The sequence below is a fragment of the Massilia sp. GER05 genome (genome assembly GCF_052056005.1).
Classification (GTDB): domain Bacteria; phylum Pseudomonadota; class Gammaproteobacteria; order Burkholderiales; family Burkholderiaceae_D; genus Telluria; species Telluria orientalis.
The window spans coordinates 6,336,793-6,360,661 of the sequence record NZ_CP178858.1 but is presented as its reverse complement, the minus strand read 5'-3'; the positions used below and the strand labels follow the sequence as shown (position 1 = coordinate 6,360,661).

Genomic DNA, 23,869 nt, shown 5'->3' with positions numbered 1-23,869 from the left:
TCCTTGGGCGTGTCGTGGGCGGCGCCCGCTACATTAGCACAAGGACCAGACGTTCAGCCGTGGGCGGCACGTTGCCCGGCGTGCGGATGGTCGAGCTGGACTTCGCGCAGCGCGGCCTCGAACAGCACCACGCGGCGCGCGCGCGGCAGCGCTTCCCACCACGCGAGCGGGAAGGTGAGGCGGCGGTCGGCCATGCGCACGAAGGCGTCGAAGCCGGGCCGCGTCTCGACGAGCACGATAGCCTCGTCGAGATGCGCGGCGCGCACCTCGATGCGCAGGCCGTCCTCGTTCGCATAGGCCGGCACGCGGCTCACGTCTTCCCACGGCACGGCGGTATCGCCGGCGGCGAAGCAGTCCGGGAACACGCGCACGGCGGGGGCAAGCGCCGGCACGAGACGGCGTTTCAGGCGGGCGAGTATAGGCGACATCGTGGACAGCATGGCGACGTCCTTACCGGGCCGTGTGCGAACCGCTGCGGTCGACGAGCAGCAGCTGGCCGCGCGCGCCGGTCTTCGTGTCCGCGCGGTCGGGCTGAGAGACGACGTTGACCGACGCGGTGCCCGGTCCGTGCACGACGATGTCCGCATGGGCGGCCGTCAGGCCATGGCCATCGAGGCTGCCCGAGCCGGCGATCTGGGCGTCGACCTGCGCGACGTTGCCGTCGATGCGGGCGTCGCCCGGACCGTTCATGCGCAGCAGCAGGCGCTTGCCGGACATGCTCGCCTTGAGGCCGCCGGAGCCCGACAGGGCCGCGTCCAGCGTATCGCCCACGTTCGCCAGCGTGACGCCGCCGGGGCCGCGGGCACGCACCGTCGCCTTGCCCGCCTTGAGGCCGGCCGCATCGAGATCGCCCGAGCCGGCCAGTTCCACGTCCAGGTCGCCCACCGTGCCGGCCAGCGCGACGTTGCCCGGCCCGTTCATGCGCAGCTGCGCCGTCCCGGCCTGCAGGCCGCGCACGGCCAGTTCGCCCGAGCCGTCCACTTCGCCGTCGAACTTGCGGATGGCGCCCGCGAGGCACGCATTGCCCGGTCCCCGCTGCACGCTGCGCGCGCCGCCGTCGACGCGCAGGTCGCAGCCTTCGAAATCGCCCGAGCCGGACATCTCCAGGTCCAGTTCGCGCGCGCTGCCCGACAGCTTGACGTTGCCCGGCCCGCGCATGCGTGCCGTCACCTTGCTCGCGCGCAGGCCGTCCGCTTCCAGGTCGCCGGAGCCGCCGGCCTGCACGGACAGCGTGCCGCTCACGTCGGCCAGTTCCACGTCGCCCGGACCGTTCAGCGCCAGGTCGACGTCGCCGGCTTTCAGGTGCTGCAGCTCGAGGTCGCCGCTGCCGCTGGACGTCACGGTCAGCTGGCGCACGGTGCCGCTCGCGTGGACGTCGCCCGGGCCGTTGCCGGCCAATGTGAAGCGCTCGGCGTTGATGCGGTCGATCTCGACGTCGCCGCTGCCGGCCACCGTCAGGCGTTTCAGGGCAAACGCACCGATGCGGACGGTGACGGTCTCGCGGCGCTTGCCGAAGTTGAAGAAGAAACCGTTGCGCTGCACGGGCCGCACGACGAGCGTGTCGCCACGCACGACGGTCTCGATGTCGGCCAGCTGCTTGCGTTCGCCGCTCAGTTCCAGCGACGGCTGCGCCTGCGCGTCGATCACGACGTGGTACGGGCCCGCCAGCTCGATCGCGCTGAATGCCGTGACGGCACGCCGTTCCGTGGCATTGCCGGTCTCCTGCGGCTGGGCGAACGAGGCGGGCATCGTGACGTAGGCGCCGGCCGCGAGCGCGGCGGCCAGGACGGTGAGCTTGAGGGCGTTTTTCATGGTGTCGTCGTGGTTGTCTGCGGCAGCGCCGGGAGACTGCACGATACGGCAGGCAGAACGCCGGCGCAGCCGGCTTTCGACGAATGCGCGAAAACGGGGGACAGGCTGCGGAAAACAAGGAGTGGACGGCCCGTACCTCGTCGTTCCCGCGCAGGCGGGAATCCAATTTTGCGTGCTTCTCGGTAGCGCTACATTGGGGCCCTGCCTTCGCAGGGGCGACGGTCTTCAGGGCGGCTATTTGATCGGCGTAACCGAGAATCCAGCCTGTGCGAGATCGTCCAGCAGCCCGCCGCAATCCGCGTCGTCATGCCGCGCCGCGAACAGGTTGCGCACGGGGACCACGTAGAAATGCGTGCGGCCGTCCGCCACCTTCGCCATGCGTGCGATCCAGGCGCGGTTGCGCGCACACACGAGGCCCGCGTCGAGCGGCGCCAGCCTGGTCAGCGGACTCCCGTCGGACGGCGCGCGGCCGTGCAGCAGGGCGTCGAAATCGCGCGTGAGGCGCGCCGTGGCCGCCGGGGAGGGCGGCGCACTGTCCACGACGTCCAGCAGCATCATCGTGCGGCGCGGGCCGGCGGCGCAGTAGGCGTGCATCATGCCCGTGCGGTAATCGATGTCGTGCACGGGGAGGTCCGGCCGTGCGCGCACGAGGGCTTCGGCGACGTTGCCGCCTTGTTTGTGGTCCGGCGCGGCGGACGCGAGCGCGGCCACCTGCATGCGCGCGAACTGCAGCAGCGTGAATTCGTCGCTCATCTCGACCAGGCGCGCCCAGGACTGCGCCTGCGTGTCCGGATCGGGCGCCTTCGCGAGCGCCTTGACGTCGAGCGCGTCGCGCCGGGCCATGTCGGCCTGCAGCGCGAGCGTGAGGATGCGCTGGCGCGCGTCGTTCAGCATGGCGATGCCTTGCTCGTCGAGCTGGCGCAGGTCGCATCCGGGTGCCGCGGGGCCTTCCTCGCCATCGCCGACGCCCTCGACCGCCAGCGTGGCGGACGCGCGCAGCGCCGGCAGCACGGCGCGCGTGTAATAGGCGTCGAATTCGGCCGGCAGGCCGGCGGGCGTCGCGGCGAGCACGTACAGCGTGGTCGTGCCATGGCCTTCGACCGCATGCGTGGCTTTCCAGAGACGCGGCGTGGCGGCATGCGCCGTACCGGCCGCCAGGGCGAGCAGGCACGCGAAGATGCGAGGAAGGAGGGCGGTCGTCATGCCGGAATTATAGCTACGGATTGCTTGGCAGCATGACAACCGCGACCTGCTGCAGATGTGGCTGGAGCGCAACGACGGCGCCTGCCGGGCCATTGCGCGTACCCCATCCCGACGCACGCCTGGTGCCCGGCCGTGGCCGGAACGGAGGGCGAATGTCATAATGGGTGCTCGTCAAGGAGATCATCGTGATTCGCTACATGGGCACCCGCAAGAATGCGGAAGGTGCCTCCGTCTATATATTCATCGTCAACGGCATGGAAAAGGAAGTGCGCGAGCACGCGCTCAAGCAGCATCCAGGCTGTTACGAGGCGCTGCCGGCCTCGGTGAAGGCGAAGATCGCCGCCAACCGCGCATGGTTGGGAAAATTGTAGGCCTGCTGGCTGCCGCACTGGCGCTCGCCGGGCCCGTGCACGCGCAGACCCAGGACAAGCCGCCGTCCACGTTCGGCCCCGTCATCGGCGCGGCCCTGCTGTGCCACGACCATCTCGACAACAAGTATTTCTATACCTGGCTGAAGACCCATTTCGGGCCCGCGTACAAGCACGAGGGCGGCGCGTACTGGTTCCGCACGGGCGAGACGACCCTGTGGGGCGCGCCCGTCACCGAGGTGATGGTCAGCGACGACACGAGCGAATGGGTGTTCGTGGGCGCCGTCGCCGACGTGGCGCCGGACGAACTGGAGCAGGCCGTCCGCAAGGCGGCGGGCGTGCGCCACCTGGCGGCCGATGCGTCGCCTTACCCTTTGCGCGTATCCGTCCCCGGCAGCACGATCGCTTACTACAATGCCAAAAGCAAAATATACTGCGCGAAGTTCAAACCGCTGCCCCCGCGCCGGTAAGCTTTTGGTATTGACATGTACACAAACTACTTCCACTTAAAACAGGCGCCGTTTTCCATCGCGCCCGATCCGCGGTACCTGTTCATGAGCGAACGCCATCGCGAGGCGCTCGCGCACCTGCTGTACGGGATAGGCAGCGGCGGGGGCTTCGTGCTGCTCACGGGCGAGATCGGCGCCGGCAAGACGACGGTGTGCCGCTGCTTCATCGAGCAGGTGCCGGACGACTGCCGCCTGGCCTATATCTTCAACCCGAAGCTGACGGTCGAGGAATTGCTGCAGACGATCTGCGACGAATTCCGCATCGCCGTGTCGTCCGCGGCGGGGGTGAAAGCCTATGTGGACGCGATCAACGCCTACCTGCTCGACAGCCACGCGCAAGGCCACAACAACGTGCTCGTGATCGACGAGGCGCAGAACCTGTCGGCCCAGGTGCTGGAGCAGCTGCGCCTCCTGACGAACCTGGAGACCAGCGAGCGCAAGCTCCTGCAGATCATCCTGATCGGCCAGCCGGAACTGCGCACGATGCTCGCGCGGCCGGAACTGGAGCAGTTGGCCCAGCGCGTCATCGCCCGCTACCATCTCGGTCCGTTGTCCGCCGAGGAGACGAGCGCCTATGTCGCGCACCGCCTGGCCGTCGCGGGCGTGCAGGCGGCGACGCCGGTTCCCGCCGCGCTGGCGCCATTGATCCATCGCCTGACGGACGGCGTCCCGCGCCGCATCAACCTGTTGTGCGACCGCGCGCTGCTTGGCGCCTATGTCGAGAACAGCCGCGACGTCACGCCGGCGATCCTGCGCCGTGCCGCACGTGAAGTATTTTCCGGCGACGATGCGAGCGCCGGCGGCGCGCCGCGCAAGCCGCTGCGCTGGCCGCTCGTGGCCGGCGGCGTGCTGGCCGGCGCCGCCATCAGCGCGGCGGCGTGGCAGGCGGTGCCGCATCGTCCGGCGCCTGCGCCGGTTGCGCCCGTGGCCGTGAAAGCGCAGCCCGCGCCCGCGAAGGCGGGCATGCAGCCCAAGCCGCTGGCGCTGTCCACGCAGGACGACGCGCTGCGCGAACTGGGCGCGCTGTGGGGCCAGCAACTGCCGGCCGCCGCCGCGTGCGACGCCGCGCCGCGCGCCGGCCTGCGCTGCTACCAGGGCCGTGGCGGCCTGTACGAACTGCGCCTGCTCGACCGGCCGGCCATCGTCGGCCTGCACGACGGCGCCCGGGTCGGCTACGCCGTGCTGACCGGCATGGACGACGACACGGCCACGCTCGCGATCAACGGCCGGCGCCACACGGTGAGCCTGGGGCTGCTCGCGACCCGCATCGATGGCGAGTACACGACCTTGTGGAAGGTGCCGCGCGGTTTCCGCGACCAGGTGGGGCCGGGCGACAGCGGGCCGGACGTCGACTGGATCGCCGCCCGCCTCGCCGAACTGGACGGCCGGCGCGCCGCGCCGCCGGCCAGGCAGGTCCTGGACGAGCCCACGCGGCGCCTGCTGCGCGCGTTCCAGGTCAAGCAGAACCTGAAGGCGGACGGCCTGGCCGGTCCGCGCACCTACATGCGCCTGAACCAGCTGTCGGGCGTCGACGAACCGCGCCTGCTGGCAGCCACCGGGAAGTGATATGTCGTACATCCTCGAAGCTTTGAAGAAGGCCCAGGCCGAACGCCAGCTCGGCAACGCGCCGACGATTCACGCGCCGCAGGCCGCGGCGCCCGCGCCGGCGGCCGCCGGGGCGAGCCGCAAGCCGCTCCTCGTCGGCCTCGGCGCCGGTGCGCTCGTCGTCGTCGCGGGGGCGCTGGTGCTGTGGCGGCCGGCGCCGGCGCCTGCGCCGCAGACCGTCACGCAGCGCGCGCCCGCGCCGGCAGCACCTGCGCCGGAGCCGCTGGTGGTGAGCGCGCCGCCCGCGCCGCCGCCCGTGACCGTGCGCGAACGCGCGCCCGCGCCGCCGCCCGTGACCGTGCGCGAACGCGCACCTGCGCCCACGCCCGTGACCGTGCGCGAACGCGCGCCCGCGCCGCCGCCCGTGACCGTGCGCGAAATCGTACCCGCGCCCGCGCCCTCCCGCCCGGCCCCGGTGCCGGCCGCGCCGGCGCCCGTCGCGAAGGCGGCGCCGGAAGACAGCCTGCCGTTCCTGCAGCAGCTGCCCGACGCCCAGCAGCGCGACATCCCGCGCGTCACGTTCGGCGGCTACATGTATTCCGCCAACGCGGCCGACCGCCTGCTGATCGTCGACAAGGCGCTGCGCCACGAAGGCGAGGAAGTCGCCCCGGGCCTCGTGCTGGAAAAGCTGCTGCCCAAGGCGGCCGTCATGAACTTCCGGGGAATCCGCTACCGTGTCGCCTACTGATTTCGCCGGCCGCGGGCCCGTGCTGGGCGTCATCGGCTGGTCGGGCAGCGGCAAGACGACGCTGCTGGAACTCCTCGTCGCGCGGCTGGCGGCGTGCGGCCTGCGCGTCAACGTCGTCAAGCACAGCCACCACGACGTCATGCTGGAACCGCCGCACAAGGACAGCGCCCGCATGCGCGCGGCCGGCGCGGCCGAGGTCATGATCGCGTCGCCGTACCGCGTGGCCATCATGCGCGAGCTGCGCGGTGCCGCGGAGCCGTCGCTGGCCGAACACCTGGCACGCCTCGCGCCGGCCGACCTGACCCTGGTGGAAGGCTATAAATGGGAGGCGCTGCCCAAGCTGGAGGTCTACCGGCCGGAGGTCGGCAAGCCGCCGATGTTTCCGGGCGACCCGCACATCGTGGCCGTCGCGTCCACGATGGCGCGCCCCGAAGGGCTGGCGCCGCACGTGGCGTGGCTCGACCTGCTCGACCCGGACGCGGTCTTGCGCTGGGTCAGGCAATTTAATGGTTTGCCCGCCTAAAGTTCCTGCGCGCCCTGTCGATAACAGGGGATAAGCGGCAGTGCGGGCGACCGCCGTGCTGCCCGACTGTCGACACACCCACCAGGAGCGCATATGGACGCCTTAGGTATCGCCAAGCTTGCCACCAGCATCGCCGACACCGGCACCCGCCAGGACGTCGCCGTCGCCGTGCTGAAAAAGACGCAGGACATCCAGGCTGCGGCAGCCACCCAGCTGCTGGAAGCCGTGCAGTCCGCCGCGCCGGCGTCGAACCTGCCGCCGCACCTGGGCAACCACATCAACACGACGGCCTGACGCGCGCGCGTCAACGGAATTCCCGCCGCCCGCGTTATCGGCCCAGTACCCGGCGCGACGGGGGCGGCCACACAATACCATCCGCTCAGCCGCCACCATCGGGCTGCCGCCAGCGACGACAACGTCCGGCGCGCAGCCGACAACGGCCGCCCCGGCCGGGTTACTTTTCCCCTCAGCACGTTCCGACCGGGATAGAATGCCTCCCGCGGTACGTACGCGTATTTTTGGAGAATGCTCATGAACAAACGACAAGCCCTGATCGCTGCCGCGCTCGCGAGCGTCTGCGCCACCCAGGCCACGGCCGGCGGCCAGATGGATGCGCAATCCGGCAACGAAGAAAAATGCTACGGCGTCGCCAAGGCCGGCCAGAACGATTGCGGCACCGCGACCCACGGTTGCGCCGGCATGGCGACGGCCGACAAGGACCCGGGCGAATGGAAATTCGTCCCGAAGGGCACCTGCGAAAAAGCCGGCGGCAAACTCAATCCGCCGAAGCCGGGTAAATAAGCACGACCATGGCCGCCGGCATCGGTCTGCGCGCGCCGCATTACCGCGATTTCCTCGACCGCCGGCCCGACGTTGGCTGGGTCGAGGTCCACACGGAAAACTTTCTCGCGCGCGCGGGCCACGACTGGCGCGTGCTGTCCGCGGTGCGCCGCGACTATCAAGTCAGCCTGCATGGCGTGGGCCTCGGCCTAGGGTCCGTGCACGGCTTTTCCGATGACCACCTGGCCCGCGTGGTCGCCCTCGTGCGTACACTCCAGCCGGTCCTCGTCTCCGAACACTTGTCCTGGGGCGCGCTGCGCGACCGCCAGCTGAACGACCTGCTGCCCCTGCGGCTGGACCATGAGGCGCTCGGCCTCGTCGCCGCGCGCATCCAGCGCGTGCAGGACGTGCTGGGACGGCGCATCCTCGTCGAAAACGTCTCCACCTACGTGCGCTTCGCGGGCGACGCGATGAGCGAAGCGGATTTCCTCGCCGAACTCGCGCGCCGCACGGGTTGCGGCGTGCTGCTGGACGTGAACAACCTGTACGTCAACGAGCGCAATCACGGCGAGGATCCGCATGCCGCCATCGCCGCGCTGCCGGCCGGCTGCGTGGGCGAGATCCACCTGGGCGGCCATCTCGTCACGGCCGATGGCCTCATCGACCACCACGGCGCCCGGGTCGCGCCGCCCGTGTGGGACCTGTACCGCGCGGCGCTGGCGCGCTTCGGCGCCGTGCCCACGCTCGTCGAATGGGACACGGACCTGCCGCCGCTCGACGTGCTGCTCGACGAGGCGGCGCAGGCGGACGCGATGGCGGCGACGGTAGGGCAGGGCGTCATCGCCGACAGCGCCGACAGCGCCGACAGCGCCGACAGCGCCGCCGCGCCCATCGACCCGGCGCCGGCCGCCGGCCTGGAGGCACTCCAGCAAACGTTCGGCGCGGCGCTGTTCGACAGCACGCACGACGCCGCATTGTCTCCGCTGCTGAAAGGCGATCCGCGCCGCGTCGGCATCTACCGGGGCAACCTGCACGCGCACTGGACGCGCGCGCTGGCGTCGGCATACCCCGTGCTGCGCCAGCTCGTGGGCGGGGAGTTTTTCGACGCGCTCGCCCGGGTCTACGGCCAGGCGCATCCGGCGCGCGATCCGGACCTCAATCGCTTCGGCGCCGCGCTGCCGGACTTCCTCGCCGGTTTTACGCCGGCGGCCGATCATCCTTACCTGCCCGACGTCGCGCGCCTCGAATGGTGTGTGCACGAGGCGTGGTACGCGCCCGATGCGGATGTGGCACCCGCGAGCATCGCCGGCCTCGCGCCCGACGCATTCGAAGCGGCGCGCGCCGTGCTGCATCCGGCGCTGCGCCTGCATGCGTCGCCGTGGGCCACGGTGGCGCTGTGGCGCGCGCACCAGGCGGACGGTCCGGGCTTCCCGGATAAATTGCAGGCGCCCACGCACGCGCTGGTGCTGCGGCCCCGGCTCGACGTGGAAGTGGAAGCCATCGGCGCGGCGGAACATGCGGCGCTGGCGTGCCTGGCGCGCGGCGATTCGTTCGGCGCGGCGCTCGATGCGGCATTCGATGTGGACGAGGACTTCGACGTGGCCATGCACCTGCGGCGCTGGCTCGATCGGGGAATGGTGGCGGGAGTGAAAAGCGGGGCAAACGCGGCGCCGTGGACGGTGGCGCCGCGCGCTCAGTGGTAGAAGGCGCGCAGGATGCGTTCTTCTCCGGTCCTGTCGTGGTGCAGCTCGTTGGCCGCACGCGTCGCTTCCATCATCCGGTTCAACTGGTCCTCTTCGAAGCGGGCCAGTTCCTCATTGGCGGCATTGAGCGCGACGGCCAGCTTGGCGCGGGCGTTCTGGTACACGACACCGGTGTAGTGATCGGTATTCTTGAGCAGCTCTTCCGCGTTTTCGATGACGAGACGCAGGTCGCCGATCAAGCGCTGCTGCGTCATGGGGCTTGATTCTGGGGTTTCCATCTTCCTCACCTTTGGGCCGAATGTTACGACTTCAATATAGAGAAGGGGGACTGCCCAAGTTTGTCAGCGCGCAAACGTCAACCCTACCGTCGGGGACGGCTCGCGGGGTGCAACCGCGGGGCGCGCGCGGTGCGCCTCAGCTCATTTCAGCGTACCTGAATGCGGATATCGCCCAGCGTCACGACCTGGCCGGCACGGATCTTGGCCGTCTTGCGCAGTTCCTTCTTCCCATCGACCGACACGTCGCCGCTTGCCACCACGTGCTTGCCGGCGCCGCCGCTGTCCACCACGCCGACCAGCTTCAGCAGCTGGTTCAGCTCGATGAACTCGGAAGTCAGTTCAAAAGTTGTTGTTTGCATTTTATCCTCTGTTAAAAATGGGCGTCGTATTGTTGTGTTCGTTTAGAAAACACTTTTCAAAAAAACAACGTCGCCTCCACGCGAGCGGGGCGACGTCATGTATCCGATGCGGTACCGTCAGGCCGGGCTGGGCCGCGTCATCTCGATCGGCACGATCCACTGGTCGAACTGCGTCTCGTCGACGAAGCCCGATTGCAGGGCTGCCTGGCGCAAGGTCAGGCCGTTGTGCTGGGCCGTCTTGGCGATTTGCGCGGCGCGATCATACCCGATATGCGGGGCCAGCGCGGTCACCAGCATCAGCGACTGCTCCATCAACTCGCCGATGCGCTTGCGATTCGGTTCGATGCCCTGCGCGCAATGCTCGTCGAACGAGCGCATGCCGTCCGCCAGCAGGCGCGCGCTCTGCAGGAAGTTGTGGGCGATCATCGGCTTGAACACGTTCAGTTCGAAATTGCCCTGCGCGCCGCCGACCGTGATCGCGACGTCGTTGCCGAACACCTGGCAACACAGCATCGTCAGCGCCTCGCACTGGGTCGGGTTCACCTTGCCCGGCATGATCGAGCTGCCCGGCTCGTTTTCCGGGATCGTGATCTCGCCCAGGCCGGAGCGGGGGCCGGACGCCATCCAGCGCACATCGTTGGCGATCTTCATCAGCGCCGTGGCCAGCGTCTTGAACGCGCCGTGCGCCAGCACCATCGCGTCATGGCCGGCCAGCGCCATGAACTTGTTCGGCGCCGACTTGAATTGCAGGCCGGTGCGCGACGAGATCTCGGCCGCGATGCGGTTGGCGAATTCCGGATGCGCGTTCAGGCCCGTGCCCACCGCGGTGCCGCCGGCGGCCAGCAGCAGCAGGCCCGGCAACGTGTTCTTGATCGCGTGCTCGGCGAATTCGAGTTGCGCCACGTAGCCGGAGAATTCCTGGCCCAAGGTGAGCGGCGTCGCATCCTGCAGGTGCGTGCGGCCGATCTTGACGATGTCGGCGAAGTCGCGCGACTTCACTTCCAGCGTGCCGCGCAGCTTCGCCAGCGCCGGCAGCACGTCCCTGGCGACGGCCAGCGCGGCCGCCACGTGCATCGCGGTGGGGAACATGTCGTTCGACGACTGGCCCATGTTGACGTGGTCGTTCGGATGCAGCAGGCGCGCCTCGCCCCGCTCGCCGCCCAGCAGTTCCGAGGCGCGGTTCGCGAGCACCTCGTTCATGTTCATGTTGCTCTGGGTGCCGGAGCCGGTCTGCCACACGGACAGCGGGAATTCGGACGGATGACGGCCTTCCAGCACTTCGTCGGCCGCGCGGATGATGGCGTCGGCCTTGTCTTGCGGGAGCTTGCCGAGCGAGCGGTTGACGGCGGCGGCCGCGCGCTTCACCTGCGCCAGTGCGGCGACCAGTTCCGGCGCCATCTTCTCGCTCGAAATGTGGAAGTGGTGCAGCGAACGCTGGGTCTGCGCACCCCACAGCTGATCGTTCGGTACGTCGATCGGGCCGAAGCTGTCCTTCTCAATCCGGTTTTCCATGGATGCATCCTGTTGGTTTGACAATGGAATTAAAGAGTGTACCGCAACGGCCGTTAACCACGTTGTAGCCCCCATTTTTCCACGCCATGGCCCGCCGCACCCGCCTTCTTCTCTCCAGCCTCGCTCTCGCCGCGCTTGCATCCGCCCACGCGGCCGAGCTGGGCGACCCGCGCGTGTCGTCGCACATCGGCCAGCCGCTCGTGGCCGACGTCGAGCTGACGATGCTCGACGATGCCGCCACGCCCGTGCAGGTGCGCGTGGCCAGCCCGGAGGTCTACAACGGTGCGGGCATCGCCGTCCCGCCCGTGCTGTCCAGCCTGAATTTGTCGGTGATGCGGCGCGACGGCCGCCAGTTCCTGCACGTGACGTCGCCGCGTGCCGTCGACGCGGACCATGTGCACCTGTACCTGGAACTCGTCGACAAGGGCCAGCGTGCCGTGCGCCTGGCCACGCTGTGGCTGACGCCGGATCCGAATCCCGCGCCGCCGCCCGCGCCCGCGCCCGTGCGCGTGGCGGCACCTGCGCCGGCGCCGGTGCCGCCGGCCAACCCCGACGCGGTATTGCTCGCGCAGGTCGAACGGGCCCGCGTGGCGCACGCGGCGCCGGTGGTCCGGCGCGAAGCCGCAAAACCGGTAACGCCGCCGCCCAGGCCGGTGATGCGCCGTCCGCCGCCGGCGCCCGTCGCCAGGCCGGAGGTCCCGCCGCCCGCCTGTGCGCCTCGGGCCGAGGAAGTGCAGGCCTGCGCGGCCCTCGGCGCGAAGAACGACGAGTTGCGTTCCCGCCTCGGCCAGGTCGAGGACCGGATGAAGAAGCTGCAGGTGTCGCTGGCCGCACCGGCCGTGGCGCACGAGGCGCACGAGGCGCCGAAGCCCGAGGCCAAGCCGGAGAGCAAGCCGGAGAGCAAGCCGGCGCCGCCTCCGCCGAAACCCGCCGGCCCGCGCCCGATCTCGTCGATCAAGCCGCTCGTGCCGCACAAGCCGAAGGCGCCGCCGCCGGACGAACGCTTGCCGTGGGGCTGGATCGGCGCCGCCATCGGCGTGCTGGCGCTGGGTGGGGCGGGGGCATATGCCGTCCGTCGCCGCAAGGCGCCGCCCGCGGCAGGCGGGACCGCCGAGCCGACGCTGGAGTAGTGTTCAAAATCTTCGCTCGAGTCGTCTACACAAGTGCGGATTTTGCGTTATACTCAATCCAGAAGTACACGGATCAGGGTCCGCCGCAGCCACCACCGATAGCGTGGCGCGGGGTCGGACGATCGCTGAGGAAGCGCCTGATGCCGGAAGCGGTTCGCTGCCAACAGTGGCAGACGGACGCCGGAGGCAACCGGCAAGAGGCGACGCCAGGGGATGCCTGGTAGTCGCGCTCCCCATTCCCGGAAACCGCGCTGATGACCCACGTCGCTGCGCGGTTTTTGTTTGCGCGGCGCGCGTTGGCCTCTCGCTCGGGTTATCGCTACCATAGGGGCAGATCATCGATCGAGGAGGGGGCATGAACGAGCTGGTACGCGCGGATTTATTCTCCGAATACTGCCCGTCGCGTGAAGTGCTGAAACATGTGACGAGCCGCTGGGGCGTGCTGCTGCTCGTCGCGTTGACGGATGGCACGCACCGCTTCGGCGAACTGCGCCGCAAGGTGGGCGGCATCAGCGAAAAAATGCTGGCCCAGACGCTGTATTGGCTCGAGCAGGACGGCTTCGTGCAGCGCATCGCCCATCCCGTCGTCCCGCCTCACGTGGAATACCGGCTGACGCCGCTCGGCGAGCAGATCGGGCACAAGCTTGGCGACCTCGCCGCATGGATCGAAGGGAACATGGATGGCATCCTGGCCGCGCAGAAAGCAAAAAGCCCCTTGGACGGCAAGTCGAAGGGGCTGCAGGCGGGGTAGGGCGGATCAGTGGGCCGGGCTCAGTGCGCGGTCCAGCTGGCCCATCCACGGCTCGGTGATGTCGCGCACGGCGCGGTCGTTGGCCATGATCTGCTTGAGCAGGTCGATCTTGCGCTTGCGGGCGGCGCCATCCAGCGGCGGGACGCCGCTCTTCGCCGCGCTCGACTGCAGGGCGCACTGCGTTTCCAGGCGTGCCAGGCCGTCCCAATCCCCTTCGCGCGCAGCGACAGCCATGCGGCTGCTGAGGGCGGCGATGTTTTCGTACATTGCGAGGACTTCGTTGGACGTCATGACTGCGCTCCACCAATGAGGCAAACTCCGGCCGGATTGCCGGTTGTCTGCCTTTTACGGCAGCGTTTTGGAGAACTTTAGGGTTGTCGAAAGATTTTTTTGAAATTCTTTTAGGAGAGGCACCATGAACATCAGCTGGACTCCGGTCAGGACCGTCATCGTCCTCGCGATGTGCGGTACCGCGCTCGTTACCACGGGCGCGGCGGCATCCGGGCAGACCCCGCCCGCGGCCAGGGAGGACGTCAATGCGGCCGGGACCGCCCATGCCACCTTGCGGCCGGGCGACGATTTCTTTGCCTGGGCCAACAAGGACTGGCTTGCCAAAACGACCATCCCAGAGGACCGCAGCCGCTGGGGCGCGATGGACAACCTGGCGGAAGACACCAACCAGCGCATCGTCAAGCTGATCGAAGGCGTCGACTCCAACAAGAAAGCGGGACCGGAAGCGCGCAAGGTTGCCGATTACTACAACGCCTACATGGACGAGTCCGCGATCGAGGCGCGCGGCACCGCCCCGCTGAAACCGCTGCTGGCGCAGGTCGGCGCCATCAAGGACAAGGCGGGCCTCATGCGCGCGCTTGGCGCGTCCGTGCGCGCGGACGTCGACCCGCTGAACAATACGCATTTTGCGACCGAAAACATCTTCGGCGTCTGGATCTCGCCCGGCCTGCACGATCCGGCCCACAACTGGCCGTACCTGCTGCAGGGCGGCCTGGGCATGCCGGACCGCGCCTATTATCTGGACAACAACGAGCGCATGGCCGGCCTGCGCAGCCAGTACCAGAAGCACATCGCCGCGATGCTGAAACTGGCGGGTTATGCGGCGACCGATGCGGACGCCGACGCCCGTGCCGCGAAAATCTTCGCGCTCGAAGTCGACATCGCCAACACCCACGGCACCCGGGCCGACTCGGCTGACGTGCTGAAGGCCGACAACACATGGACCCGCAAGGACTTCGCCGCCAACGCGCCGGGCCTGGACTGGGATGCGTTCTTCAAGGCCGCGCGCCTGGGCGGCCAGGAGAAGTTCATCGTCTGGCATCCGTCCGCGGTCAAAGGCGAGGCGGCGCTCGTCGACAAGATCGACCTCGCGACCTGGAAGGATTATCTCGCCTTCCACACCATCAACCGCATGGCCAACGTGCTGCCGAAGGCCTTCGTGGACCAGCGCTTCGCGTTCTACGGCAAGGCGCTGTCCGGCACGCCGCAGCAATCGATGCGCTGGAAGCGGGCGCTGGGCGCGACGAACGAGGCGATGGATGAGGCGGTCGGCAAACTGTACGTCGCGAAATATTTCCCGGCCGAGAACAAGGCGCAGCTGCAGAAGATGGTCGCGAACATCGTGGCGGCGTTCGGCAAGCGCGTCGACAAGCTCGACTGGATGGCGCCCGCCACCCGCGCCCAGGCGAAGGAAAAACTCAAGACCTTGTACGTGGGCGTCGGCTATCCGGACCGGTGGAAATCGTACGCTGGCCTGAAGGTCGATGCCAAGGATGCGTTCGGCAACGCGCTGCGCGCCGAGGCGTTCCACACGGACCAGGAATTCGCGAAGCTGCATGCGAAGCCGGACCGCACGGACTGGTCGATGCCGCCGCAGCTCGTCAATGCCGTCAACCTGCCGCTGCAGAACGCGCTGAACTTCCCGGCCGCGATCCTGCAGCCGCCGTTCTTCGACCCGAAGGCGCCGGATGCCGTCAACTACGGCGCGATCGGCGCCATCATCGGCCACGAGATCAGCCACAGTTTCGACGACCAGGGCTCGCAGTTCGATGCCCAGGGCCGCCTGCGCGACTGGTGGACGAAGGAGGACATGGAGCACTTCAAGGCCGCGTCCCGGAAGCTCGTCGAGCAGTACAACGCCTATAAACCGTACCCGGACCTCGCCGTCAATGGCCAGCTGACCCTGTCCGAAAACCTCGCCGACCTGGCGGGCCTGGAAGCGTCGTATGATGCCTACCGCGCCGCCGCCGGCAAGAACGCGTCGGCGGAGAGCGACCGCCAGTTCTTCACGGGCTATGCGCAGAGCTGGCGCACGAAGGCGCGCGAGGCGGCCGAGCGGCGCGGTATCCTGACGGACGGCCACGCTCCGCCGCAATACCGCACCGCCACCGTGCGCAACCTGGACGCCTGGTACAAGGCGTTCGACGTGCAGCCGGGGCAGGCGCTGTACCTGCCGCCGGACGAGCGCGTACGCGTTTGGTAAGCCGGCGATTTATGTCTGACGGGTAAGCTGCGCCGGTCGGAAAGAGCCCCGGACTAGAATGGATCGGGCATCTTTCATCGTGGTTCTTGCTATGAAACAGCATTATCTCGGCGTCGACCGGCGCATCATCCATCACTTTGCACCTATGATCGAAGACGACGACTACGAAGACATCACGCGGCGCACGCTGCACCATTACGACGACAACGCGCGCCGGTTCTTCGCCGGCACCATCGACCACGACGTCAGCCAGAACATCGATGCGCTGCTGAGTTCGATCGAGGCGCCGGCCCCGTACACCATTCTCGACTTCGGCTGCGGTCCGGGTCGCGACCTCAAGACGTTCACGGCGCTGGGCCACCACGCCATCGGCCTGGACGGCAGCGAACGATTCGTCGAGATGGCGCGGGCGTACAGCGGCTGCGAGGTATGGCACCAGAACTTCATCGACCTGGACCTGCCGGACGCGGCGTTCGACGGCATCTTCGCCAACGCGTCGCTGTTCCACGTGCCGCGCGAGCTGCTGCCGAAGGTGCTGAGGGAATTGTGCGCGGCGCTGAAGCCGGGCGGCGTGCTGTTCAGCTCGAATCCACGCGGCCATAACGAAGAAGGGTGGAACGGGCCGCGCTACGGCTGCTTCCACGACTACGCCGCCTGGGAGCGCTACGTCGTCGAGGCCGGCTTCGTGCCGCTGCGCCACTATTACCGTCCGGAAGGATTGCCGCGCGAGCAGCAGCCCTGGCTGGCCAGCGTGTGGCGCAAGGCAAGTTAATGGTTTGTTAGTTTGCGTACAGAATGAAGGCCGCCATCCAATTATCCTGAGTGCATCCCGCTTGATTCGCAAGCGGTCTTACTCATCAAGGAGGATTCCGACATGAACGACGACCAAATCAAAGGTAAAGCCAAGGATATCGGCGGCAAGATTCAGGAGGAAGTCGGCAAGGCTGTCGGCAGCAGCGAACAGCAGGCCAAGGGCCTGTCGAAGCAGGTCGAAGGCAAGGTGCAGGAAAAAGCCGGTGATCTGCGTGACGCGATCAACAAGGGCAACCGCTGATACGCGGCGCCTGTCCACCTGACCAACGGCCGCCGCGTGCGGCCGTTTTACTTATTCGGCCTGCCGGTCGCCGAGGATGTCTTCCACGTACAGCTTGTCGACAAGCACCATCAACATGGCCGTCAACGGCGTCGCCAGCGCGATGCCCGCGAAACCGAACAGCGTGCCGAACACGAGCTGCATGACGATGGTGAGCGCAGGCGGAATCTCGACCGCGCGCGCCTCGACGAGCGGCTGCAGCACATAGCCTTCGACCGTCTGGATGCCGAGGAACAGCAGCACCGTGTACAGCGCCAGGTCGGGACTGATCGACAGCGCGATCAATACCGCCGGTACGCCCGCCATGATCGGGCCGATGTAGGGAATGAAGTCGAGCAGCCCGGCGATGATGCCGAGGATCAGACCCAGTGGCACGCCCAGCAGCGTGAGCGCGCCGGCCGTCGCGGCGCCGACGATCAGCATCGACAGCGATTTGCCGATCAGCCAGCGCGCCAGCGTGTCGCCGATGTCGTCCATCACCTGCACGGCGCGCTCGCGCTTGCCCTGCGGTACGAGCTTCACGATGCCTTGCTTGTACTGGCGCGGCGACAGCGCAAAATAAATGCCGACGAACACGATGATAACGACGTTGCCGAGCGCGCCGAGCACGCCGCCGAAGAACAGGCCCGCGTTCGGCACGAACTGCTGCATCGATCCGATCAGTTGCCTGGCATCCGGCAGGTCGGCGGCGATGCGCGCGAGCAGCGGCTGGTTCTCCACCATCTGGCGCAGGCGCTGTAGCGATTGCGGAATCTGCTGCGCCAGTTCGGTCGATTGTTCGGCAATCTGCGGCGCCATCGCCCACCCGCCGAGCCCGATGATGAGCAGCAGCGCCAGCACGACGACGACGAGCGCGAGCTTGCGGTTCCAGCCGAAGCGCCGGCACAGGATCGCGCTCAGCTCGTACAACAGCACGGCAAACAGGACGCAGGCAAAGAGCAGCAGCAGCGCGTCGATGGCCAGCACGACGGCCGCGACGAGCGCGAGGAACAGCACCGCGATGCCGTCGACAAGGACGAAGCGGCGCATCAGTTTGCGCTGGGCCGGCTTGACGGCGGGGGAGGTGGACGTGTCGTTCATGACAGAATGCTATCAGCGGCGCCGCGGGGCCGTCGCGCGCGTGGCAATGTGCGTGCGCTAACTGAGCCATACGGGCGCGGGCGCTACGATGGTGTCGAACTTTGAACGAAAGGAGAACACCATGAATTCGGACCAGATCAACGGCAAACTGCAAGACATCGGCGGCAAGATCCAGGAGGAGGCCGGCAAGATCGTCGGCAGCTCCGAGCAGCAGGTGAAAGGCTTGCAGAACCAGCTCGAAGGCAAGACCCAGGAAAAGCTGGGCGACCTGAAGGAAAAAATCCACGACGCCACCAAATAAGCTGGCGCCAAGAAAAATCGGCCGCACTTGCGACCGATTTTTTTATTGGGAAACGAATCTTACTTCGGCGCGGTCCCGCCCAGGTTCTTCTTGAAGAATGCCTCGATCAGGCCGTACACATGGCGCTGTCCCGCACGCGACGAAATGCCGTGCTTGGCACCTGGATACGTCATCAGCTCGAAGCGCACGTTGCGGTTGACGAGCGCGTCGATCAGGCGCGTCGAGTTCGTGAACAGCACGTTGTCGTCCGCCATGCCGTGTACCAGCAGCAGCGGCGACTTCAGGCCGTCCAGGTGCGCGAACACGCCGCTGCGCTCGTACGCGGCCGGATCCGCCTGCGGCGTCGCGCCCACGAACTGCTCGGTGTAGTGCGTGTCGTACAGCGCCCAGTCCGTCACGGGCGCCACCGACACGCCCATCGCGATCTTGTCCGAGCCAGCCTCCAGCAGGCGCAGGGTCATGAAGCCGCCATAGCTCCAGCCGAACACGCCCACGCGCTTCGGATCGACGAAGCGTTGTTGCGCCAGCCAGTCGATGCCCGTCAGCTGGTCTTCGACTTCATGCGCGCCGAGGTTGCCGTAGATGACGTCGGTGAACGCGCGCTCGCGGCGCGACGAACCGCGGTTGTCCAGCACGAACACGACGAAGCCCTGCTGGGCCATGTACTGGTTGAACAGGTTGCCCCACTGGCGCGTGACGCGCTGCGAATGCGGGCCGCCGTACGTGAACAGGAAGACCGGGTAGCGCTTCGTGGCGTCGAAGTTGGCCGGCTTGATCATCGAGTAGTACAGCGTCTGGCCGTCGTGCGCCTTGATGCTGCCGTATTCCGTTGGCAGGTGATCCTTCGCGTAGTTGGCGTACGGGTGCTGGGCGTTCAGCTCGTTGTGTTCGAGCCACTCGACCATGCTGCCGTCCGCGCGGCGGATCGACACTTGCGGCGGCGTGTCCGGATCGGAGAACGTGTCCACGAAAATCTTGCCGTTGCGGGCGAACACGTCTTCGTGCCAGCCGTCCTGCTTCGTCAGGCGGACCGGCTTGTTCGCATTGCTGCCGTCGAGGTTCAGCACATACGTCTGCTTGTCGATGACGGCATCCTTGTTCGACGCGATATAGACCTTGCCGGCCTGCTCGTCGACGGCGAGGATGTTGTCGACGCCCCATTCGCCGCTCGAGATCGGGTGCAGCAGCTTGCCCGACAGGTCGTACAGGTACAGGTGCTTGCGGCCGCTGCGCTCGGAGGCCCAGATGAAGGCTTTCTGGCGGCCGAGGAAGCGCAGGTCGTCGTGGATGCTGACCCAGGTTTTCGACGTTTCCGTCAGCAGCGGGCGCTGGGTCAGCGTGGCCGCGTCGACGGCGACGAGATCGAGACGCTTCTGGTCGCGCGACTGGCGCTGGTAGACGAGGGTCCTGGCATCCGCGCTCCAGTCGGCGCGCACGAGGTAGATGTCCTTCTCGGGACCGAGGTCGACCTTCTTCTGCGCGCCCGTCGCCGGGTTCACGATCATCAGGTCGATCTCGACGTTCTTCGCGCCGGCGGCGGGGTAGCGCTGGTCGATGACTTCCGTGCGGTCCGCGAAGATCTCGAAGCGGCGCGCGACGGGCACCTGCGCCTCGTCGTAGCGGCGGTAGGCGATGGCCGAATCGTCCGGGGCCCAGTAATAGCCCGTGTGCTGGTCCATCTCTTCCTGCGCGACGAATTCCGCTTCGCCGTTGTGCACGGTGTCCTTGCCGTCCGTCGTCAGCTGGCGCTCCTGGCCCGTCGTGAGGTCGATGACGAACAGGTTCTGGTCGCGCACGTACGAGACGTAGCGGCCTTTCGGCGAGATCTTCGGATCGCCGACATTGCCGGACGCGACCTTGCGCGCGGCTTCCGGCTTATCGACGTCGACGAGGTACAGGTCGCCCGCGATCGGCACGAGCAGCTGCTTGCCGTCCGGCGACCAGCTATAGCTCAGGATGCCGGACAGGCTGGCCGTGCGGGCACGCTCGCGCCTTGCCTTTTCTTCCAGCGACAGGTTTTCGTTCGGGACCAGCTGCTTGGAGTCGACCAGGCGGTGCGTGGTCTTGTCCTTCATGTTGAATTCCCACAGGTCCAGCTGGAACTGGTTGTCGGTGCGTCCGCGCAGGAAGGTCACGCGTTCGCCGTCGGGCGAGACGCGCAGGCTGCGGACGCCTGGACCGGCCAACGCCGGGTCGGCGTGGATACGGTCCAGCGTCAGCCGTTCCGCCGATGCGGGAACGGCCGACAATGCGGCTAAAAGGCAGAGAAAAAGGCGCATGGGGGCTCTTGGGTAAAGAATTAAGAAATTATTCTTGTGCAACGGCGGAACGATACCAGAGTCGTCCGCGAAACGCTGTAAAGACGGCGGGCGGGAAGGAAGGGATGATGGACGAACTGTAATGTTTGCATCTGCTGCAATGCACTATGATCATTTCGTCGGCACCCCAATGCCGACAATAGGATGAAACTCTCTCCTAGGGTTACGCCGATGGATTCCCCGTCCATCGGCTTTTTTTTGCTTTAAATTCGGGGTCAGAGCACATTTTCGATCAATGTGTCGCTGGACAAAATCGCTGCGAGGACACCCGGCGCTTGCAACAGGAAGTGCAAGCGGGCTTGGGCCACCATTAAAGCTTGCTTCAAGGATTGTGCACAAAAAAGTGCTCTGACCCCGAATTTATGACCCCGAGTTTATGCGTGGTCGCGGATGCGCAGCTTGGAAAGTTGATTCAGCGACCATGCCAGCAACACGGCGGCCACGGTCAGGCCCAGCACGAGGCCGATCCAGAAGCCGGTCGCGGCCATCGGCTTGCCCGGCGACCACGGGAACCAGTCCGGCGCGAGGCCCAGGATCCAGCCGACGGGCAGGGCCACGCCCCAGAACGCGATCATCTGGATCACCATCGGCGAGCGCGTCACCTTGTAGCCGCGGATGGCCGAGGCGGCCGCGACCTGCGTGGAATCGGACAGCTGGAACAGCGCGGCGAACAGCAGCAGCATCACGCACGTGGCCTGGACGGCCGCGTCGGACGTGTACATCGCCGCGATCTGCCAGCGGAAGAGGGCGATGCCGATGGCCGACATCAGGCCGAACGCGATGCACATGCCCGTACCCACCCAGGCGACGAAACGCGCGCGCACCGGATTGCCTTCACCCATCGCCTGGCCCACGCGCGTGAGCGCGCCGATGCCGAAGCTCAGCGGCACCATGAACACGAGCGACACGAAGTTCAGCGCGATCTGGTGCGCCGACACCTCGATCACGCCGAAGCGCGCCACGAGCAGGCTGATGATGCCGAACGCGCTGACCTCGGCGAAGTGCGTGACGCCGATCGGCAGGCCCAGGCGCAGCATGCTGCCGATCTCTTTCCAGTTCGGGCCTTCCCAGTGCGCGAACGGATACGTCTGCCGGTACGCGCTGGACAACCTGATCCACACGACCATCGCGCCCAGCATCAGCCACATGCCGCTGGCCGTCGACACGGCACAGCCCAGCGCGCCCAGTTTCGGCAAGCCGAACTCGCCGAAGATGAACAGCCAGTTCATGCCGATGTTGTACAGGAGGCCGCAGAGCGCGATGATCATGATCGGCTTGGTCTGGTTGATGCTCGTCGTATAGCCGTACAGCGCGCGGTAGCAGGCGAACGCGGGCATGCCAAGGCTGATGATGTGCAGGAAGCTCGAGGCGCGGTCCGCGACGGCCTGGTCCAGGCCGATGTGGTCGAACACGAGCGTGCACAGGTTTGCCGCGAGACAGCCCGCGACGCCGACGCCGAGACCCATCCACAGCGCTTCGCGCACGGAGTGGGAAATGCGGTCGAAGCGGGCGGCGCCCATCTCGTGCGAGACGACCGAGTTCACGGCCATCATGATGCCCATGACGGTGACGAGGATGATCGACCACACGGACGTGCCGAGCGACACCGCGGCAAGCTCTTCAGCGCTGACGTGGCCCGTCATGGCGACGTCCGCCACGCCCATGCCGACGGTCGCGAGCTGGCCCACGAGCATGGGCCACGAGAGCCGCCACAAGGTGGCGATCTCGGTGCGGACGGGATGCGGTGCAAGGGCGCCGGCGCTGGACAGGTTGGACGTCATGGATCGGTTTGCTGGGGAAACCGATCATTTTACTTCCAACCCGTCATTCCCGCGCAGGCGGGAATCCAAGCTGAGTTTCCGAAGTCGGCTCAGGTTGCACTGACTAACATGTACAGAATTTTGTTGCTCAGCATGGGCGGGAACGACAACTAGCGCTGCGCCAGGGTCGTCCCCGGTACCGATTTCAGGTAGGCATACAGCGCCCGCAGGTCCGTCTCGTTCATCTGGCGGAACGACCCGAACGGCATCACGGCGCTGATCGCGCTGCCGTCCGGCCGGTGGCCCGTCCGCAGCATGGCCATGAACGCGTCCGCCGTCGGATAGCGGTTCATCGCGCTGCCCTTGCCGGGCGCCAGCCGCGCGGCGGGCGGCCAGGACGGCGGGGCGCCGGGGACGCGGCCGCCGGCCAGGTCCGCGCCGTGGCAGCCGGTGCACGTGGCGGCGACATAGGCGCCATACGCCGGCGTGACGGCGGCCGGCACGGCCTGCGGCGGCGCGAGGGCGTGGTCGATCTTTTCGGACGCATCCTTGATCACGCCGAACGCGTACAGCGCCTTCACGGGCACCGGCACGTCGATGACGGCCTTCGCGCCGGACACGGGGCGCATCTGTTCCAGGAAGGCGACGAGGGCGGCCATGTCTTCGTCGCTGAGGCGGCTGTAATCCTCGCTGGGCATGATCATGACGGGATTGCCGTTCGGCTTGACGCCATGGCGCACGGTGCGCACCCAGTCGATCACGCGGTAGCGCGCCGTGGTGCCGTTCGGGCCCGCCGTGATGTTGGGGGCGACGACGAGCATGGCGCCGTCGCGCACGACCGTCCTGCCGGCGCCGTCCGCGCCATGGCACTCGGCGCAGCCGCGCGTGTTGTACAGGTAGCGGCCGTGGTCGACGCGGGCGACGTCGGGTACGACGTCGAGCGGACGCACCTGCAACGCGATGCTGCGCGCCATCTTGCGTTCCCCCAGCACCTTGCCGACGCCGGCCGTGGCGACCCCCAGCAGGGCGAGTGCCGCCAATGCGATGCTCGTGCGCTTGACCCATTTGCTCACCATGACTCTCTCCTTGTTGGACGAACGGCAACACGAGGAATCTAGCACTGCCGTTTTTGGCCGGATACTGGTTGAAATGCTAAGCACGGCCAGAGGGACGTGATGAGGCATGCATCAAGCATGCGTCATTGATTTATTGGGTAGTGAAGTCGCGGCACAACTAAAACATTCGCTTTTTTTGGGTGAGGTGGCCGTGGATCATTCGATAGGCAATCTGGTCAATTCTCCTCGAGTCGTGAATCAGGTCGACCGCCGCAAAGCCTTGGAGGAACTGGGTTTTATTTGTCCGCCCGAGACCGATACACCGTGTTGCTACGACGGAAGTGCAAAATCGATCATCGTGAGCGCGGATCGAAAAGGCACGACAAGATTCGTCACTAAAGTGCATATTCAAGCACTGTTGAGCGATCGTGTGGTTAAGGTGGAGAGCCACATTTCAAAAACTGATTTTTAAGGGAGGCATGCCGGGATACCGAGCTACTTGTCATCCCACGCCAGGAAGAGGCGTAGTTGAAAAGCAAGCCCCCCG

26 protein-coding genes are annotated in these 23,869 nt (G+C 67.1%); 15 read left to right on the top strand and 11 right to left on the bottom strand.

The window, feature by feature from the left end:
• Window positions 1–53: 53 nt before the first annotated feature.
• From ACL58G_RS28090 to ACL58G_RS28080, 3 genes are all read right to left on the bottom strand, one after another.
• A complete protein-coding gene (locus tag ACL58G_RS28090) occupies window positions 54–440 on the bottom strand; it encodes a hypothetical protein (RefSeq protein WP_440963851.1) in 387 nt (128 codons plus the stop codon).
• Between the two features lie 10 nt (window positions 441–450).
• The gene (locus ACL58G_RS28085; RefSeq protein WP_440963850.1) at window positions 451–1,812 is read right to left on the bottom strand and encodes a GIN domain-containing protein; all 1,362 of its coding nucleotides are present in this window, start codon (window positions 1,810–1,812) and stop codon (window positions 451–453) included.
• Window positions 1,813–2,046: 234 nt separating this feature from the next.
• Entirely contained in the window at window positions 2,047–3,015 is a 969-nt protein-coding gene (locus ACL58G_RS28080; RefSeq protein ID WP_440963849.1) for a hypothetical protein, read from the bottom strand.
• A gap of 185 nt (window positions 3,016–3,200) precedes the next feature.
• Between ACL58G_RS28080 and ACL58G_RS28075 the strand changes: the two genes are divergently transcribed.
• The 8 genes from ACL58G_RS28075 (at window position 3,201) to bufB (ending at window position 9,191) form a co-directional block, all read left to right on the top strand.
• The gene (locus tag ACL58G_RS28075) at window positions 3,201–3,386 is read left to right on the top strand and encodes a hypothetical protein (RefSeq protein WP_036238481.1); all 186 of its coding nucleotides are present in this window, start codon (window positions 3,201–3,203) and stop codon (window positions 3,384–3,386) included.
• A complete protein-coding gene (locus ACL58G_RS28070) occupies window positions 3,368–3,853 on the top strand; it encodes a hypothetical protein (protein ID WP_413387291.1) in 486 nt (161 codons plus the stop codon). Before ACL58G_RS28075 ends, ACL58G_RS28070 begins: the two co-directional genes overlap by 19 nt.
• Before the next feature lie 15 nt (window positions 3,854–3,868).
• The gene (locus ACL58G_RS28065) at window positions 3,869–5,458 is read left to right on the top strand and encodes an AAA family ATPase (protein WP_440963848.1); all 1,590 of its coding nucleotides are present in this window, start codon (window positions 3,869–3,871) and stop codon (window positions 5,456–5,458) included.
• A gap of 1 nt (window position 5,459) precedes the next feature.
• Complete coding sequence (locus tag ACL58G_RS28060; protein ID WP_440963847.1) at window positions 5,460–6,185, top strand: general secretion pathway protein GspB; 726 nt, start codon at window positions 5,460–5,462, stop codon at window positions 6,183–6,185.
• Entirely contained in the window at window positions 6,172–6,708 is a 537-nt protein-coding gene (gene mobB / locus ACL58G_RS28055) for a molybdopterin-guanine dinucleotide biosynthesis protein B (protein ID WP_440963846.1), read from the top strand. The genes ACL58G_RS28060 and mobB overlap by 14 nt, the downstream gene beginning before the upstream one ends.
• Before the next feature lie 93 nt (window positions 6,709–6,801).
• Window positions 6,802–7,002: a YjfB family protein gene (locus tag ACL58G_RS28050; RefSeq protein ID WP_413345589.1), complete on the top strand. Its 201-nt coding sequence runs from the start codon at window positions 6,802–6,804 to the stop codon at window positions 7,000–7,002.
• Window positions 7,003–7,239: 237 nt separating this feature from the next.
• Window positions 7,240–7,509 carry a BufA1 family periplasmic bufferin-type metallophore gene (locus ACL58G_RS28045; protein WP_413387295.1) on the top strand — a complete coding sequence of 90 codons (270 nt, stop codon included), beginning with the start codon at window positions 7,240–7,242 and terminating at the stop codon, window positions 7,507–7,509.
• 8 nt (window positions 7,510–7,517) lie between these two features.
• Window positions 7,518–9,191, top strand: coding sequence for an MNIO family bufferin maturase (gene bufB / locus ACL58G_RS28040; RefSeq protein ID WP_440963845.1), 1,674 nt, complete (start codon window positions 7,518–7,520; stop codon window positions 9,189–9,191).
• On the opposite strand, the gene ACL58G_RS28035 is transcribed toward bufB, so the two are convergent.
• From ACL58G_RS28035 to fumC, 3 genes are all read right to left on the bottom strand, one after another.
• A complete protein-coding gene (locus ACL58G_RS28035) occupies window positions 9,182–9,445 on the bottom strand; it encodes a DUF883 family protein (RefSeq protein ID WP_413345057.1) in 264 nt (87 codons plus the stop codon). The genes bufB and ACL58G_RS28035 overlap by 10 nt on opposite strands.
• 170 nt (window positions 9,446–9,615) lie before the next feature.
• The gene (locus ACL58G_RS28030) at window positions 9,616–9,828 is read right to left on the bottom strand and encodes an RNA-binding S4 domain-containing protein (protein WP_036238457.1); all 213 of its coding nucleotides are present in this window, start codon (window positions 9,826–9,828) and stop codon (window positions 9,616–9,618) included.
• Between the two features lie 117 nt (window positions 9,829–9,945).
• Window positions 9,946–11,340, bottom strand: coding sequence for a class II fumarate hydratase (gene fumC, locus ACL58G_RS28025; RefSeq protein ID WP_413387297.1), 1,395 nt, complete (start codon window positions 11,338–11,340; stop codon window positions 9,946–9,948).
• Window positions 11,341–11,426: 86 nt separating this feature from the next.
• Between fumC and ACL58G_RS28020 the strand changes: the two genes are divergently transcribed.
• Window positions 11,427–12,470 carry a hypothetical protein gene (locus ACL58G_RS28020; RefSeq protein WP_413387298.1) on the top strand — a complete coding sequence of 348 codons (1,044 nt, stop codon included), beginning with the start codon at window positions 11,427–11,429 and terminating at the stop codon, window positions 12,468–12,470.
• A 355-nt stretch (window positions 12,471–12,825) separates the two neighbouring features.
• Window positions 12,826–13,221, top strand: coding sequence for a winged helix-turn-helix transcriptional regulator (locus tag ACL58G_RS28015; protein WP_413387299.1), 396 nt, complete (start codon window positions 12,826–12,828; stop codon window positions 13,219–13,221).
• 6 nt (window positions 13,222–13,227) lie between these two features.
• Here ACL58G_RS28015 and ACL58G_RS28010 read toward each other — a convergent pair whose 3' ends face one another.
• Window positions 13,228–13,512 (bottom strand): flagellar protein FliT, encoded by a 285-nt coding sequence (locus ACL58G_RS28010; protein WP_091659394.1) that lies wholly within the window; start codon window positions 13,510–13,512, stop codon window positions 13,228–13,230.
• Between the two features lie 124 nt (window positions 13,513–13,636).
• On the opposite strand from ACL58G_RS28010, the gene ACL58G_RS28005 reads away from it, so the two are divergent.
• The 3 genes from ACL58G_RS28005 (at window position 13,637) to ACL58G_RS27995 (ending at window position 16,769) form a co-directional block, all read left to right on the top strand.
• Window positions 13,637–15,715 (top strand): M13 family metallopeptidase, encoded by a 2,079-nt coding sequence (locus ACL58G_RS28005; RefSeq protein WP_440963844.1) that lies wholly within the window; start codon window positions 13,637–13,639, stop codon window positions 15,713–15,715.
• Window positions 15,716–15,860: 145 nt separating this feature from the next.
• Window positions 15,861–16,487: a class I SAM-dependent methyltransferase gene (locus ACL58G_RS28000; protein ID WP_440968143.1), complete on the top strand. Its 627-nt coding sequence runs from the start codon at window positions 15,861–15,863 to the stop codon at window positions 16,485–16,487.
• 102 nt (window positions 16,488–16,589) lie between these two features.
• Entirely contained in the window at window positions 16,590–16,769 is a 180-nt protein-coding gene (locus ACL58G_RS27995; protein ID WP_056129126.1) for a CsbD family protein, read from the top strand.
• 51 nt (window positions 16,770–16,820) lie between these two features.
• On the opposite strand, the gene ACL58G_RS27990 is transcribed toward ACL58G_RS27995, so the two are convergent.
• A complete protein-coding gene (locus ACL58G_RS27990) occupies window positions 16,821–17,888 on the bottom strand; it encodes an AI-2E family transporter (protein WP_440963843.1) in 1,068 nt (355 codons plus the stop codon).
• A gap of 121 nt (window positions 17,889–18,009) precedes the next feature.
• Here ACL58G_RS27990 and ACL58G_RS27985 point away from each other — a divergent pair, with 121 nt between their 5' ends.
• A complete protein-coding gene (locus ACL58G_RS27985; RefSeq protein WP_440963842.1) occupies window positions 18,010–18,189 on the top strand; it encodes a CsbD family protein in 180 nt (59 codons plus the stop codon).
• Between the two features lie 59 nt (window positions 18,190–18,248).
• On the opposite strand, the gene ACL58G_RS27980 is transcribed toward ACL58G_RS27985, so the two are convergent.
• From ACL58G_RS27980 to ACL58G_RS27970, 3 genes are all read right to left on the bottom strand, one after another.
• A complete protein-coding gene (locus tag ACL58G_RS27980; protein WP_440963841.1) occupies window positions 18,249–20,468 on the bottom strand; it encodes a S9 family peptidase in 2,220 nt (739 codons plus the stop codon).
• 413 nt (window positions 20,469–20,881) lie between these two features.
• Window positions 20,882–22,288 (bottom strand): MATE family efflux transporter, encoded by a 1,407-nt coding sequence (locus tag ACL58G_RS27975; protein ID WP_440963840.1) that lies wholly within the window; start codon window positions 22,286–22,288, stop codon window positions 20,882–20,884.
• A 149-nt stretch (window positions 22,289–22,437) separates the two neighbouring features.
• Window positions 22,438–23,343 carry a c-type cytochrome gene (locus ACL58G_RS27970; protein WP_440963839.1) on the bottom strand — a complete coding sequence of 302 codons (906 nt, stop codon included), beginning with the start codon at window positions 23,341–23,343 and terminating at the stop codon, window positions 22,438–22,440.
• 106 nt (window positions 23,344–23,449) lie between these two features.
• Here ACL58G_RS27970 and ACL58G_RS27965 point away from each other — a divergent pair, with 106 nt between their 5' ends.
• On the top strand, window positions 23,450–23,794 hold the full coding sequence (locus ACL58G_RS27965; RefSeq protein ID WP_413387306.1) for a hypothetical protein: 345 nt from the start codon (window positions 23,450–23,452) through the stop codon (window positions 23,792–23,794).
• The last annotated feature ends 75 nt before the right edge of the window (window positions 23,795–23,869 follow it).